General features: G+C 59.9%; 14 protein-coding genes. 9 read left to right on the forward strand and 5 right to left on the reverse strand.

Translation table 11 applies throughout. The features are described from left to right. Positions 1-6: 6 nt before the first annotated feature. Positions 7-1464, reverse strand: coding sequence for a sigma-54 dependent transcriptional regulator (locus tag P8K07_09325; protein ID MDG1958726.1), 1458 nt, complete (start codon positions 1462-1464; stop codon positions 7-9). Beyond that, a complete protein-coding gene (locus tag P8K07_09330; protein MDG1958727.1) occupies positions 1457-2569 on the reverse strand; it encodes an ATP-binding protein in 1113 nt (370 codons plus the stop codon). The genes P8K07_09325 and P8K07_09330 overlap by 8 nt, the downstream gene beginning before the upstream one ends. 124 nt (positions 2570-2693) lie before the next feature. Between P8K07_09330 and P8K07_09335 the strand changes: the two genes are divergently transcribed. After that, positions 2694-3938, forward strand: coding sequence for a molybdopterin molybdotransferase MoeA (locus P8K07_09335; protein ID MDG1958728.1), 1245 nt, complete (start codon positions 2694-2696; stop codon positions 3936-3938). 350 nt (positions 3939-4288) lie between these two features. Beyond that, positions 4289-5836, forward strand: a complete 1548-nt coding sequence (locus P8K07_09340) for a leucyl aminopeptidase (GenBank protein MDG1958729.1) — start codon at positions 4289-4291, stop codon at positions 5834-5836. Here the strand turns inward: P8K07_09340 and P8K07_09345 are convergent. Both P8K07_09345 and P8K07_09350 read right to left on the reverse strand, forming a co-directional pair. After that, positions 5833-7167, reverse strand: coding sequence for an aminopeptidase P N-terminal domain-containing protein (locus P8K07_09345; GenBank protein ID MDG1958730.1), 1335 nt, complete (start codon positions 7165-7167; stop codon positions 5833-5835). The two genes, P8K07_09340 and P8K07_09345, sit on opposite strands and share 4 nt — an antisense overlap. 3 nt (positions 7168-7170) lie before the next feature. Continuing rightward, positions 7171-7527 carry a hypothetical protein gene (locus P8K07_09350; protein MDG1958731.1) on the reverse strand — a complete coding sequence of 119 codons (357 nt, stop codon included), beginning with the start codon at positions 7525-7527 and terminating at the stop codon, positions 7171-7173. Positions 7528-7632: 105 nt separating this feature from the next. Between P8K07_09350 and P8K07_09355 the strand changes: the two genes are divergently transcribed. The 5 genes from P8K07_09355 (at position 7633) to P8K07_09375 (ending at position 10419) form a co-directional block, all read left to right on the forward strand. Then, positions 7633-8292 carry a MotA/TolQ/ExbB proton channel family protein gene (locus tag P8K07_09355; GenBank protein ID MDG1958732.1) on the forward strand — a complete coding sequence of 220 codons (660 nt, stop codon included), beginning with the start codon at positions 7633-7635 and terminating at the stop codon, positions 8290-8292. After that, positions 8270-8683 (forward strand): biopolymer transporter ExbD, encoded by a 414-nt coding sequence (locus P8K07_09360; protein MDG1958733.1) that lies wholly within the window; start codon positions 8270-8272, stop codon positions 8681-8683. Before P8K07_09355 ends, P8K07_09360 begins: the two co-directional genes overlap by 23 nt. Next, positions 8683-9060 (forward strand): hypothetical protein, encoded by a 378-nt coding sequence (locus P8K07_09365; GenBank protein ID MDG1958734.1) that lies wholly within the window; start codon positions 8683-8685, stop codon positions 9058-9060. Before P8K07_09360 ends, P8K07_09365 begins: the two co-directional genes overlap by 1 nt. Before the next feature lie 29 nt (positions 9061-9089). Next, positions 9090-9299, forward strand: coding sequence for a hypothetical protein (locus tag P8K07_09370; GenBank protein ID MDG1958735.1), 210 nt, complete (start codon positions 9090-9092; stop codon positions 9297-9299). Positions 9300-9369: 70 nt separating this feature from the next. Next, positions 9370-10419, forward strand: a complete 1050-nt coding sequence (locus tag P8K07_09375; GenBank protein MDG1958736.1) for a ribonuclease Z — start codon at positions 9370-9372, stop codon at positions 10417-10419. Between the two features lie 20 nt (positions 10420-10439). On the opposite strand, the gene P8K07_09380 is transcribed toward P8K07_09375, so the two are convergent. Next, a complete protein-coding gene (locus P8K07_09380) occupies positions 10440-11714 on the reverse strand; it encodes a replication-associated recombination protein A (protein ID MDG1958737.1) in 1275 nt (424 codons plus the stop codon). A gap of 174 nt (positions 11715-11888) precedes the next feature. Between P8K07_09380 and P8K07_09385 the strand changes: the two genes are divergently transcribed. Continuing rightward, positions 11889-12740, forward strand: coding sequence for an NAD(+)/NADH kinase (locus P8K07_09385; GenBank protein ID MDG1958738.1), 852 nt, complete (start codon positions 11889-11891; stop codon positions 12738-12740). Between the two features lie 8 nt (positions 12741-12748). Next, positions 12749-14536: a DNA repair protein RecN gene (gene recN, locus P8K07_09390; GenBank protein MDG1958739.1), complete on the forward strand. Its 1788-nt coding sequence runs from the start codon at positions 12749-12751 to the stop codon at positions 14534-14536. Positions 14537-14604 lie beyond the last annotated feature (68 nt).

A 14604-nucleotide genomic window follows, 5' to 3' on the forward strand; every position in this document is an offset into this window, starting at 1 on the left:
GACTGCTTAGCCCGATGCTCCCGGGCGATGCCGACTTGCGAGGCCGAGGTAGAGAAGTTTCTTTCGCAGCGTGTTTCGATTGATCCCGAGGATCTGCGCCGCATGGACCTGATTCCCACCGGTTCGCTCCAATGTGGTTTCGAGGAGAGGCTTCTCCATTTCGGCAAGGAGTGCGTCGTAAAGTTCGCGTGGATCTGCGGGAACAGCTGTGTCGAAGCGGGCCTGCACCTCGCCTCGGACAACGTCCTGCAGAGACCCCGCGGCCAGCGCTCTGTCGGGTTCTTCGCGGGGGCTTAGTGCGAAATCTTCTGGCATGAGTGTCTCGTCCGGGGCGACGACTGCCGCGCGAACCAACGCGTTCTCGAGTTCCCGGACATTGCCAGGCCAATTGTAGTCGAGCAGCATCTTCTCGGCCGAACGCGCGATGCCGGTTTTCGTTGTGCCGAGGTCCCGATTGATCTTAGCGAGAAAGTGCCGGATGAGATCCGGGATATCGGCGACGCGCTCCCGGAGCGGGGGGACGCGGAGCGGGACGACATTGAGTCGAAAGAAGAGATCTTCGCGGAAACGATTTTCCCGCACGGCGTCTGCGAGATTCTGATTCGTCGCGGCTATGATGCGTACGTTGCTGGGCATCGTTTCGCGTCCGCCAACCCTCGTAAACTCGCGTTCCTGAAGAACTCGGAGGAGCTTTGCTTGAAGCTCGAGCGGCATATCGCCCAGTTCGTCCAAAAGGAGTGTGCCTCCGGCCGCTTGCTCGAATTTCCCGGACCGCCGTTCTGTAGCGCCGGTGAACGCGCCCTTTTCGTAGCCGAATAATTCGCTTTCCAGTAACTCGCGAGGAATCGCCGAGCAATTGATCGCGACAAATGGTCCCTCCCAGCGAGGCGAGTGAAAATGGATAGCCTTTGCGATCAGTTCCTTACCGGTACCGCTCTCTCCCTGAATCAGAACCGTTGCGTCGTTTTGCGCCACTCGACCGAGTAGCTTGTAGATCGACTGCATGGCCGCGGAGGAACCGATGATATCCACGCCAATCTCGAAACGTTTCTTCAGTTCACCCTTCAGAACGTGAACGTCTGTGCTCAATCGCCTCGCATCGGCCACCCGGCCCACCAGCAAATTTACCACATCCAGGTCGAAGGGCTTGGTCAGGTAGTCGTACGCGCCGCGTTTCATCGCCTCGACGGCATTGCCCATTGTCGTCTGGGCTGTCATCACCACCAGAGTCGTTGCGAGGCGTTCCTCGCGAGCTGCGGTGACAACATCAAGCCCGTTGATCTCCGGCATGCGGATATCCACGAAGGCGAGGTCGATATTGCCTTGGCGCAGTATCTCAAGGGCGCGCGTGCCGTTTTCCGCCTCGACGACATCGTGTCCCGCTGCCGTGAGCGATTCCTTCAAGACCCAGCGAATCGAACGTTCGTCATCTGCAACGAGAATGCGGATTTGTTTATCAGTCATTGGGTTCGATCCTTTCTACGGGCAGCGTCAAGATAAACGCCGCGCCTCCCTGCTTTCGAGGTTGTACCCGAAGTACCCCTCCATGTTCGGTGATGATGCGCTGGCTGATCGCTAATCCGAGGCCGGTCCCATCGTCTTTTGTGGTGAAAAAGGGGTTGAAAATCTTGTTGAGGTTCTGCTCCGGGATTCCCGGACCCTGATCGCTGATCTCCACGGAAAGGAATTGTGCGCGCCCGTTTTTGCCGCCGACTCGATACGAGCTTTCCATCCTTGTCCTCAGGGTGATTGTCGCGTGATCTCCGCTGGCCTCGATCGCATTGCGAATCAGGTTCATCAGTACCTGAATAAGTCGGCTGACATCGACGCAGACCGGAGGCAGGCTTGGGTCGAAAGCTCGCTCGATATGGACTCCGGTTGATATGCCCGGCTGCAATGTCAGGACAACCTGATCGAGGAGTTCATGAATATTCACGGACCGCGTTTCGAGGCGCGACGGCCCGGCGATATCGAGAAGTTGACCGATCAGATTGGAGAGCCGCTCGATTTCGTGCAGCAGAATGTCGGTGCACTCTTTGGTTCTCGGCGTATTGGCTATCGCCGCTTCAAGGATCTGAGCCGCCCCCTTCATGCCGGAGAGCGGATTCTTCACCTCGTGAGCGAGGCCGGCAACAAGGATTTCCAACTGCTGGAGTCTTTCGGACTCTCTGGACCGAGACTCCAACTCGCGCTGGTAGCTTGTGTCCTGAATTGTGAGAAGTGTGCCGACTCGGTGCCCACGAGCGTCGGAGAGCAGAGTTACAGCGGCTCGAACCGGACTCGACCGCCAGGGCGCCTGGGCATCCTTGAGCACTCCGTCGGCGCGCACGTTGCGAACCCCCGTCTCAAGCGTGGTTTCCAGGAGTTCGATCAACCAGGCATTGGAGACGAGAACTTCCTGCACGGGCCGTCCGATCGAGCGATAGGCAGCGATTCCCGCTAATTCCGCGCCGCCCTCGTTGATAAATTCAAGCGATCCGTCTGCATCGACCACGAGAACACCATCATCGAGGCTTTCGAGTACATTGAGCCACTCGCGTGACAAGAATTCTGAAGATGCCTTTATCATGTGCAATTGCCTAAAACTTATACACTCGGACGAGTTATTTTCCACAAAAACCTTGATTCTGCGGAATTTTCTATCTCCTTAGCAAGGACTTGACCGCCCGATCCTCAAAGGCAAGGTAAACGGAATGATCTCGATAGGTGAGGCGATCCAAAGGGTCCTGGCCCGGACGAAGACAGGAAAAATCGAGCGAGTGGCTTTAGGGGATGCATGCGGAAGCACACTGGCGGGTCCGGTGAAGGCCGTCGTAAACGTCCCGTCTTTCCGGAACTCTCAAATGGACGGCTATGCCGTCCGCAGCCGCGAAACTGCGTCGGCCTCCACCCAAAGTCCGATTCGCTTGCGGAAAGGCCCGACAGTCGCCGCGGGAAGCCCCAAGCCGGGTGAACTTCCACCGGGCCACGCGGCGTCGGTCATGACAGGGGCGGCGCTTCCTGACGGAGCTGATGCGGTGATCCCGATCGAGGATCTCAGGGAGATGGCCGATGGCGTCCACATCTCCGCAAGGGTCGAAGCAGGGTGCTTTATCCGGCCCGCCGGGATCGATCTGGCCGCGGGCGAGACCGTCCTGCTCGGAGGCAGCCAGCTGCGCCCGGCCGATATTGGTCTTTTGGCTTCACTCGGATGCACGGAAGTTGAGCGGGTCACACCTCCGCGAGTCGCGATTTTAGGTACCGGCGATGAATTGGTGTCTGTGGGGAAGCCGCTGGGTTTCGGGCAAATCCATGACTCCAACGCCCATGCGCTCGCTGCGGCAGTGCAAGTTTGTGGGGGCCAACCGCACTATCTGGGAATTGTTCGCGATACGAAATCGGCTCTGACAGAGGCGTTCCGCTCGGCAGCGACCTATGATCTGGTCATCTCGACCGGCGGTGTGTCGGTCGGCAAGTTCGACTATGTCAAAGAAGTTCTCGAGGACTTGGGTGTGGAAAGAAGCTTTTGGAAAGTCGCACAAAAACCCGGAAAGCCCGTTACATTCGGCCAGCAAGGTGACGGCGCTCTGTTCTTCGGCCTACCCGGCAATCCGGTTTCGGCCATGGTCTGTTTCGAAATCTATGTCGGACCCGCGATTCGATCGATTCTGGGCCGGCGCGACTTGTTTCGTCCCACGATCAAGGTGGTTCTGGCGGAAGATATGGGAACTTCCGAGCGTTTCCACGAACTCGTGCGGTGCCAGCGGAGCGTGGTGGGCGGTGCCGTTACCGCCACATTGGCCGGGAACCAGAACTCGGGGGCTCTTCACTCGCTTGCCCGAGCGGATTGCCTTGTTCTTTCACCGCCGGGTCGCAAACGGCTGCATTCAGGTGAAGAGCATCTCGCATTGGACCTTTCTTCAGATACGAATTTCTCGAGCATTCATGCTTTTTCGTAAGCATCCAAGGATTGAATTCGTGCACGGCACTATTTTCACCGGTAGGCTTGGAAGTGGTGTTCTCAAGGCCCTCTCAGAAAGCTTGGCTTTTTTTCTTTCTTCTCGGGACGAGCGGAATCCTTGGCTGCGCCTCGGAGTTGCCCGAAACCGATTCACCGGGAGCGCGACTTTATATCGAAGCCTGTGGAAGCTGCCACGCGCCGATTCCGCCCAAGGCCCTCACATTTGCCAGCTGGGAGTTTCAGGTTCGACGGATGGATGAATTCAGGCTCGCTCGGGGCTGGGGCCCCTTGCCGACATCGCAACGAACAGGGGTACTGAACTACCTCCGCCAACATTCAGGATGAGACATGATGATGAATCAAATGGAAATCCAGACGGGGACCGCAAAGGCCCTCAAGCATGCAACCGAGTTCCTCGCCGTTCCAGTTTTTGAGGCAGACGAGTTATCGGCGGAGCTTCGCGCACTCGATGAGGCGACTGACGGCCGTCTCATGGCCGAGGCTCGCCGTCGCAAGTCGAACCCCGCGGCAGCAGGGAGCGTCTATATCTACCAGACACACGGTCAACACCCCGCAGAGATGATCGCTCTGATCGGCATGGGACGTTCCGGCCCCGACGGCAAGTTCGGATCAACGGCATGGCGCGAGTTTGCCGGTCGTGCGCGAGGCGCAGCGGCCGGGGTCAAGGCCGGATTGATGGCCATCTCGATTCATGCGGCCGACGAGAAGGAGCGGAGCGAAATCGCGGTCGAGGCTTCGGTCGAGGGTCTCCTGTTGAGTGACTATCAACCCAAGCTTGTGGCTCAGCGAGTCGCACCGCGAGGGCCAACACGTTGTGTGGTTTTGGGCGCGGCGAAGTCTGCGCGAGCCCGCGTGGCAAAGGATCGGGGCCGAATCATTGCCGAGGCGACCCGCGACAGCCGCGACTGGATCAATCTCCCGGCCGCGGTCCTTCATCCCGCGAAGTTCGGGGCGATTGCGCGTGCGCTGGCGAAGAAAAGCGGTCTGCAGATCACCCTTCATGGGCCCAAGCAACTCAAGCGACTCGGGATGGGGGCGATTTTGGGTGTGGGGCAGGGAAGTCACCGGGATGAATGCCTTATCGAACTGGTTTACAAGCCCAAGGGGCGCCGCGGCACCAAGCCCTCGCCAGATCATATTTGTCTGGTGGGCAAGGGCATCACCTTTGATTCCGGAGGGCTATCTCTCAAGACTTCGCGGGGGATGGAAATTCAGAAACGGGATATGTCCGGGGGGGCAGCCGTACTAGGTGCGATGAAGGCAATCGCCGAACTGAAGCCGGACGTTGAAGTTCGCGGACTGATCGCCTGTGCCGAAAATATGCCGGGTGGTAATGCTTGTCGCCCCGGGGACGTGCTTGAGACCTACAATAAAAAGACGATCGAAGTTCTGAACACGGACGCCGAAGGCCGCCTGGTGCTCGCCGATGCTCTCGGATACGCCGCAAACGGATGCGGTTCAGGGGTGAAGCCGCGCTATATCGTCGATCTGGCAACTCTTACGGGTGCCGCGACGGTTGCTCTGGGAACCGGAATCGGTGCTGTGATGGGGTCGGATTCCGAACTGGTCTCGCGATTGCGTGCGGCCGGGGAAGAGGCTGGCGAACCCCTGTGGGAGCTCCCGTTGATTGACAGCTACCGCGCAGCCTTGGCAAGCCCGATCGCGGACCTGAAGAACACGGGCGACGGAACAGCGGGCTCAATTTTTGGCGGCCTCTTCCTGCAGGCGTTTACCTCAGGGCTCCCGTGGGCCCATCTGGATATCGCGGCAGTCGCCTTCTCGGAGAAGAGCCGCCCTTGTGTGCCGCGTGGCGCAGTCGGTTGGGGCGTGGCGACGCTGGTGCGTTTGGTCGAAGCGGTTTCTCGCGAAGACTAAAACGCAGCCGCGCGCAAACTGAGAATCTCGTCGCGCTCCTTGGGCACTCGGTGGGACAGCACCTCGCATCCGTCCGTGGTCACCAGTACGTCGTCCTCGATCCGAACTCCGATGCCCTTGTATTCTGCCGGGGTGCCGGCTGTGGACGGTGAGAAATAGAGCCCAGGCTCGACTGTCAGGATCATGCCGGGTTCGAGCGGTCGAGGCTTGCGATCGATCTCATAGGCGCCAACGTCGTGCACGTCCATCCCCAGCCAATGGCTGGTTCGGTGCATGTACCAAGGCTGATAGAGGCTGCCATCGATCACCTCTTGCAAGCTGCCCTCGACGAGTCCGAGAGACAATAGCCCGTCGGCCAGAATTTCTACAGAGGCCTTGTGTACCGCATCAACAGTGCTGCCCGGCTTCACTTCATCGATCGATGCCTTCTGTGCAGCGAGGACGAGATCGTAGATCTGCGCCTGAGCCTTTGTGAAATCTTCTCCAACGGGAAATGTACGAGTAATATCCGCGCAATACGGTCCAAGCGCACATCCCGCGTCGATGAGGAGTAGATCCCCGCCCCGCAAAGCTTCCGTGTTCGCAATATAATGAAGAACCGTCGCATTTTCCCCGCCCGCGACGATCGAGGGGTAGGCCCATCCCTCGGCACCGCGGCGGCGGAAGACATATTCGAGCAACGCTTCGATCTCATATTCCGTCTTGCCCGGGCGGGTCTGTCCCATAGCCTCTCGGTGCGCCTCGGCGGCAATCGCAATACTCGCGCGCATCCAGGCGAGTTCCTCTTCCGACTTGAACAGCCGCATCTCATGGACGATGGGTCTGGGGTCAATCACGGAGGAGGGGGTGCCCGCCGCGGAGCGGGGTCGACGAGCCCAGCCCGACCCTGCCAGTCGCATCAACTCCGGATCAAACTCCGGGGCGGAGCCGAGGGGATAATAGAGCTCTCGAGATTTTCCGATCAGTACCGGCAATCGGGATTCGAGCTCATCGAGGGGATAGGCGGCATCCGCGCCGAACTCCTCGCAAGCGCCCTCGATACCCGCGCGCGGGCCTGTCCAGGCTTCGCGTTCGGGGTCCCGAGGGGCCACGAAAAGGATGAATCGTTCGGATTCGCCGGAGCCGTCAAAGACCGCGACGGTCTCCGGCTCCTGGAACCCGGTCAGATAGAAGAAATCCGCATTCGGCCGGTAGCGATACTCAACATCGTTGGCGTGCCTGGCCAGAGCAGGTGCACGCAGAACCGCTAATCCCTCACCCAGGGAGGCCAGAAATCGCTCCCGGCGACCAGCGAAATCGAAGCGAGGCAATTCTTTGTGAGCCTGATTCATGAATTATTCCTTGGCACCTTCCCGGGCCCTCTTCAACGGGGGCCCGGAAACTGCAATCCAGGTTGCGCGTGATTCGGAATCGCGAGAGACAATCACGATTCGATCACCGCGTTGAAGGTCCGCAAGTCGCCGCTCCGTCCGTCCCGACCGAATCGTGACCTCTGGCGCCAGCCGGACTTCATGTCGGAAACCCTTGTCTGTGAGTTTCAAGGACCGGGCCTCGACATCAATGCTCAGAATGCTTCCAGCGAGGCGTTGGTCGCTCGACGCCATCGGCTCGGGGGCCCCCAGCCCCGCGCATCCGCCGAGCAGGAGAGCGCCTGAAATTACGGCTCCCGCGAATCCTCTGCCTCTTCTCATAGTCGTAACCTAAGGGCTAGCGCGGGTGATCGAACAGCGCCAGCGGCGAAGTTGCCGGGGGGAGTTTCGGAATCGGCTCGAGTTCGGTACATTTGCGGCAAGACTATGATGGATACAGAAACTCTTCTCGATCTGATTCGGCAGGGCTACTACGCAACCTACCCGTTGATAGCCTGTTCGATCATCGCTCTGGCGGTCTCCGCCGATCGTCTATGGGCGCTCCGCGGTCTCGACAAGAAGATGATGGAGCTGTCGAGGCAGATCGGGGTCATGCTCCAGCACGGAGATGCTGAGGGTGCTGCAGCCCTGATTCGCCGGGACGCCGGAGATCTGCCTCTCGGCCAGATTTATCTGAATCTGCTGCCCCGTGTCGGGGATACGCGCGTGGAGGACCTTCTCGTCCTCGCGGATGGGTTTCGGATGGAACAGGCACAGACGCTCAGGCGAAACATCTGGCTTCTCGGAACGATCGGTAGTTCAGCGCCCTTCATCGGGCTGTTCGGAACCGTTGTCGGGATCATGAGAGCTTTCCACCAGATGTCGATTGCCGGGACCGGCGGATTCGCCGTCGTGGCATCCGGAATTTCTGAGGCACTTGTCGCTACCGCCCTCGGGTTGGGTGTCGCCATTATCTCCGTGGCTCTGTACAACTTCTTTCAGGTTCGCCTGGGTGAATTAGGGACGACAATGCAGGTCGGCATCGCTCGTTTCATCGAAGCGCTCTGCGCAGCAAGGGGGAGCGATGGCCGTCGGCAGATTGCCTGAGGGCAACAGCGACGGTGCCATCGTCGCCGAGATCAATATTACCCCATTGACCGATATATTTCTGGTTCTGTTGATCATCTTCATGGTGACCAGTTCGGCGATGGTCGAATCGGGCCCTCAGGTCAATCTTCCCGAGGCGGCTGACACGACCAGCGAGAGTCGCGGTGTCGTTGTTACAGTCGATGATCAGGCAGCGATCTACGTCGACGGAGCAATGGTCGATCGTGCCAGCCTTCAGGAGACCCTGCGTCTTGCTGTGGCAAGTTCGGATGCCAAACGGGTGGTACTGGAGGGCGACCGAGATATCGTTCTTGGCGAGGTGGTCTTTATCCTCGATGAGGCCAAGCGGGCTGGTGCGACGGAAGTCGCTATCGCCGCGAGGAGGCCCTGATGGCTGCCGACGATCTGATTTTGGCACCGGAGAACCTGCAGGTCCTGCTGCAGGGGCTCGACGGGCTCCGTCCTGTTCTTGGTCCCGAGGCGGCGCCGGGGCTCGAGCGTGTTCGCGAACTTTTGCAGCAGGCACTCAATGCTCAGGCAGACGGCCGGAATCCGGATGCGCTCGGGGCGATCACACTTGCGATGCGGGAGTTGGTGCAGTTAGCCAATCGAATGGATCCGGGCGAAGCTGCCATCATGCAGGCGGTCGCCGCTCGGTTCGAGCAGGCAATGCACCAGGGGGACCTCGGCGACGCTGCCGAAAGTCTCGATCAGATGAGAGAGAGATCCGGAGCCACCAAACGGGGTCCGGAAGAGACCGAACTCTAAACGCTAGGAAAACGCGGAGCGAACGAACAATGGCCAAGGCAAGTGAACGAACAGCATTGCGCACCGAGTTGTACGATTGTTGTCATCGGGAAATGCGAAAGGAACTCGGAACCATCGAGCAAAGCTACCTTTCGTTTCCTGTAATCAAGAATGTGGTTTGCCCCGAGTGCAGCTTCGTCTGCAAACTCCGTGTCTACTCCCGCGATCAACTGGACGAAAAAATCGCGGCGCATAGCTGAGTCCCGGATTCTCCAAGGGATATCGGGTCGCAGCCTGCCTTTATTCGCCGAAATTTGCTAGAGTATTGCCATGGCATCATCTTTCGAACCGCGGCTGATCAACGGCCCATTTGGGGATCCCGGGCTTTTTGTCGGGATGCGGTGGGAGGGCACGGCTGCCGTTTTTGATTTAGGTCGGAATGACGGCTTGCCTGCAGCCGAGCTTCTTCGGGCGTCTCATATCTTTGTTTCGCACACGCATATGGATCACTTCATTGGCTTCGATCGCGTGCTCCGGCTGTTTCTGAATCGAGACAAGCGCGTCCACCTCTACGGGCCGGAAGGAATCGGGGCCTGTGTAGCGGGAAAACTGCGTGGCTATGTATGGAACCTGACGGAGTCCTATACCCTGGTCTTTGACGTCACCGAGGTCCGCGTCGATGGTTGCCGGCGTTGGCAATTCCGCGCCGCGACTGGTTTTGAACAAGAGGAAATTCCTTACGAATCGCTTGAGCCGAGCGGGTCGCCCGAGCGGCCGCTTCTGGTCGATAACGGAAAATTTCGCGTCCGCGCCGGGATCACCGACCATCGGATCCCATGCTTGTCTTTCGCCCTCGATGAGCCCACTCACCTCAACGTGGATAACGATGAGATCGCCCAGAGGGGCTACCTCCCCGGCCGGTGGATCGCGGAGCTTAAACAGGCCCTCCGCGAGCAACGCCCGGCGGCTACCGAGTTGGTGCCGGCCCGTCGGGATGGTGAACAAATACCGGTCCGACTCGGCGACCTGCAGGAACTGGTACGCACCACGCCCGGACAAAAGATTGGATATGTGGTCGATACGCGATTTATGCCGGAGAATTTGGCCGTCCTCTTGCCGCTGCTTCGGGGCGCGACAACGCTTTACTGCGAGGCATCGTTTCTGGATGAGGATCGGGATCAGGCGGCCATGCGTTACCACCTCACCGCAGCGGAGGCGGGCGCTCTGGGCCGGCTCGCAGAGGCCCGACGGCTCCGCGTTTTTCATTACTCGTCTCGGTATCAGGGCAAGGGCGAGCGCCTGCGTCAGGAAGCCGAGAACGCATTTCGGGGTCGCAAGGAGCCGGGTGCGATGTCGGATTTCGACTCGATCGCGGTCTGAGTTGCCAGCCCCTGGCGCATTCAGCCAGAGCCGACCTTGCCTTTGACGGCGTTGCGCCAGCCCCGGAGTCGGTCCCGGATCGTCTCCTCGTGCCCCTGACCGCCCGGCTCGTAGAATCGGGTTCCGTGAAGGGTTTCCGGTAGATAATTGGACGCTACATGATTGCCCTCGAAGTCGTGCGGGTATTCGTAGCCTTCGCCGTAACCCTGCTCCTTCATCAACTCGGTCGGAGCGTTGCGGAGGTGCAAAGGCACCGCCAGACTCCCGCTCGAGCGGACTTCTTCGGTTGCAGCACCGAGGGCGCGGTAGCTGGCGTTCGACTTCACGGCTGTCGCCAAATAGGTCACTCCCTGCGCCAGGGGAATGCGCCCTTCAGGCAGGCCGGTGAAGTGCACGGCATCCTTTACGGACAACGCGATGCGAAGAGCCTCGGGATCGGCATTGCCGATATCCTCGGACGCGAAAATTACCATACGTCGAGCGATGAATTTGGGATCCTCTCCCGCCTCGAGCATGCGAACCAGCCAGTATAGCGCTCCGTCAGGATCACTCCCACGCATACTCTTGATAAAGGCAGAGACGATATCATAATGCTGGTCGCCCTGAGCATCGTATCGAAGCGATTTTCGCTGGGCAGCCTCCAGCACGTGTTCGGGCTCGATTATGGTATCTTTGCGTCCGACGGCGATCTCGGCGGCGATCTCGAGCGTTCCCAAAGCGATGCGTGCGTCGCCTTGTGCGTGCGCAATCAGCGCGTCGCGGGCTGTCGGCGAAAGGTCTTCCGGAGCCAATCCCAACCCGCGTTCCGGATCGCAACTGGCGCGTTCGAGAATCTCGGCCATGGCTTCCCTGGTCAGGCTCGAAAGGGTCAGCACCCGAGTCCGTGAGAGGAGAGGAGCATTGACCTCGAATGACGGGTTTTCGGTGGTCGCCCCGATCAGGGTGAAAAGTCCTGCCTCCACATGAGGGAGAAGCGCATCCTGCTGAGATTTGTTGAAGCGATGAATCTCATCCACGAAAACAAGAGTTGCCCGCCCGGTCGCCTGTTGGCGAACTCGAGCCGATTCGACTGCCGCTCGAATATCCTTGACTCCGGCCAGAACCGCCGACAAGGCGATGAAGGAGAGGTCGACTTCCCGGGCCATCAACCGTGCCAAAGTGGTCTTGCCGGTACCTGGAGGGCCCCAGAAGAGCAGCGAGTGGATTCGACCAGCGTCGACCATCGAGCGCAATAATTTGCCGGGCCCCAATAGATGCTCCTGGCCCCGCACCTCTGCCAGGACCCGCGGGCGCATTCTTTCTGCCAAGGGGGCATCGCTCGGTACCTCGGGAGGCGTTTCCGAGGTCGGTCTGGGAGGCGGCTGGGTCGGGAATAGCTCCAATTCTTCGGACACTCTTTTCAATCTCATGGACGAGGCTTCTATGCCAGTGCGCTTGCGCTTCTGCCCAGAAACGCCCAACGTCTGGATATGGCAATTGTGGGTCTGGTTCTGAAGCGGGAGGCACCGGAAGCGCTGGAGGCAGCGCGACCGATCGTGGCATGGTGTTCAGCCAATGGTGTTGAAGCCGCCACCGAGCCCGAAACCGCGGATCTTCTCGGGATTCCCGGCATGACCAAATCGATGATGTTTGACAAGGCCGAGGCCATCGTCGTGCTGGGCGGGGATGGCACCCTGCTCGCGACAGCGCGCCTTTGCGGCCCCCGAAAGATACCCATCCTTGGCGTAAACTTGGGGACACTGGGTTTTCTTGCCGAGACACCATTGGAAGAGCTCACACAGGTGCTCGCTTTGGCCCTCGAGGGTCGTGCTCACGTCGAGGAACGGCGGATGCTGCAGGCGACGGTGGTGCGTGCCTCGGGTGAGACGACAGAGCATCAAGCCCTGAATGATGCTGTCCTCAGCCGTGGCGCGATGGGTCGGACCATCGACCTCGAGGCTCGCATTGACGGCGAATTTCTCGCTCTTTTCAACGCGGATGGTTTGATCGTGGGGACTCCGACCGGGTCGACCGCCTATAACCTTTCCGCAGGTGGCCCGCTGATTCACCCGACAGTCCGGGTCATGATCTTGTCGCCGATCTGTCCGCATGCCCTGAATATGCGACCGATCGTGGTTCACGACTCCTCGACCTTGGAGCTCCGGCTAGGCTCTTCCCGTGAGGAGTTATTGCTGACTCTGGACGGACAGGAGACGGTATCGGTGAGTTCCGAGGATACCATTCGAATCTCATGCTCCTCCTTTGAGGCTTGTCTTGTAACCGCTGCCGATATTTCCTTTTACGAGCTGCTGCGCAAGAAGCTCGGCTGGGCGAGGCCTTAGGACAGACGATGCTGCTTCGGTTGAAGGTAACGAATCTGGCCCTGCTCGAAGACCTCGATCTCGAATTCGGGTCTGGTCTCAATATCGTGACCGGCGAGACAGGAGCGGGCAAGAGTTTACTGCAGCGGGCGCTCGCGCTCGCTGCCGGTCATCGGGCCAGCAGCGAGGTGGTCCGCCGCGGCGCGGATGCAGCCCGAATCGAAGCGAATTTTCAGGTGCCTGACGACGCAAGGGCCCTGTTGGCCCGACTGGACGAAATTGGCGTACCGGTGCCGGATCAGGAACTTTTGGTCAGACGCACGATTCCACGTTCGGGCAAAGCGCGGGTTTCGATCAATGATGCCTCCGTGACGTTGGCCACCTTGAACGAAGTTGGCGGTGTATTGGTGCATTTGCAGGGACAGCACGAATCCCTGCGGCTGGCGCAGCCCGAGGCCCATGTGGAGATGTTGGATGCCGCTTGTGGCACTCTCGACAAAGCGGAGGATTTCCGTTCCCGCTACGGTGCGCTCCTGAAATTGATCGCGCGACTCGAGGCGGTTGAACAAGGCCTCTCCGAGCACGAACGACGGCTCGAGCTTACGCGTTGGGAGCTCGAGGAGCTGGATGAAGCCGGCTTTCTTGATCTGAAGGAAGAGATTTCGTTGACAAGCGAGCGGGAACGTTTGCGCCATGGAGAGAAGCTACGCGCGACGGCCGCCGAGGCTCTTGAACAACTCGACCTTGGCGAACAACCGGCGTTGGCTGCTCTCGAAAGGCAGGCCCGGCGCATGAGCGAGATGGCAGAGCTGGACTCGGACCTGCAGGAGATCGCGGAAGGGTTGGAGCAGGCAGTCGTTCCGTTGCAGGAGGCGGTTCGCGGACTGCAAGGGTATGCGGAGAGCTTGCGTGACGACCCGAGCCGTCTCGAGGAGGTGGAAGACCGGCTCGCCTTGCTGGCCCGCCTCGAGCGCAAACATGGCGTCCAGGGCCTCGAAGGCTTGCTCCAGCACCGCGAAGCTTTGGCAGCCGAACTCGATGCCGCTACCCGCGATGCTCAGGACCCCGAAGAGCTTCGTCGAGAGCTGGCGGCAGCTGCCGATACGACATGGAAGGCCGCTGACCGGCTGGAGACACTGAGGCGCAAGGGTGCGAAGGCCTTATGTCCACCGGTGATCGCCGAATTGGGGGCACTGGGCATGGAGGGAGCAACCTTCTCGGTGGGCTTCTCTGATCTGCCAGCCAGAGCGGAGAAGGGCCCGGCGCAGGTTCTGCACCGCGACGGAGCAAACCTTGGTTCGGATGGCCGGTCCCAGATCGAGTTTCTCCTGGCGGCGAACCCTGGGGAGGGCGAGTCTCCTCTGGGCAAGGTGGCCTCCGGCGGCGAACTATCCCGCGTGATGTTGGCTCTCCGCAACGTCGCCGGCGGCCCCGGTGTACCCACCATGGTTTTCGATGAGGTGGATGCGGGAATTGGTGGAAGCACGGCAGAGGCGGTTGGTGAGAGACTCGCGCGATTGGCCGAGGAACATCAAGTCCTCTGCATTACCCATCTGGCTCAGATTGCCGCTTATGCGGACGCGCATTATGCCGTCGCCAAAGGGAGTCGCGGGGGTCGCACGCGAACGATTGTCGACCCGATCGAGGGTGAGGCGCGAAAGGCGGAATTGGCGCGAATGTTGGGCGGGGGCGGCGTTCATGCCGAGACTCATGCGGCAGAGATGTTGCGTCGGGGCCATGAATTTCGAAAAAAGGGCATGAAAGCGGGGGGCAAGAGCGCTCCCAAAAAGAAGCGCTCGCGACAGAAGACCGCATGACGAAAGTACGCGGACGTCGGGGAATCCTACCGAAGACATTGCAGTAAGGACCGGCGTCCCGTAAGAGA

It is taken from the genome of Candidatus Binatia bacterium (genome assembly GCA_029248525.1).
Lineage (GTDB): Bacteria > Desulfobacterota > Binatia > UBA12015 > UBA12015 > UBA12015.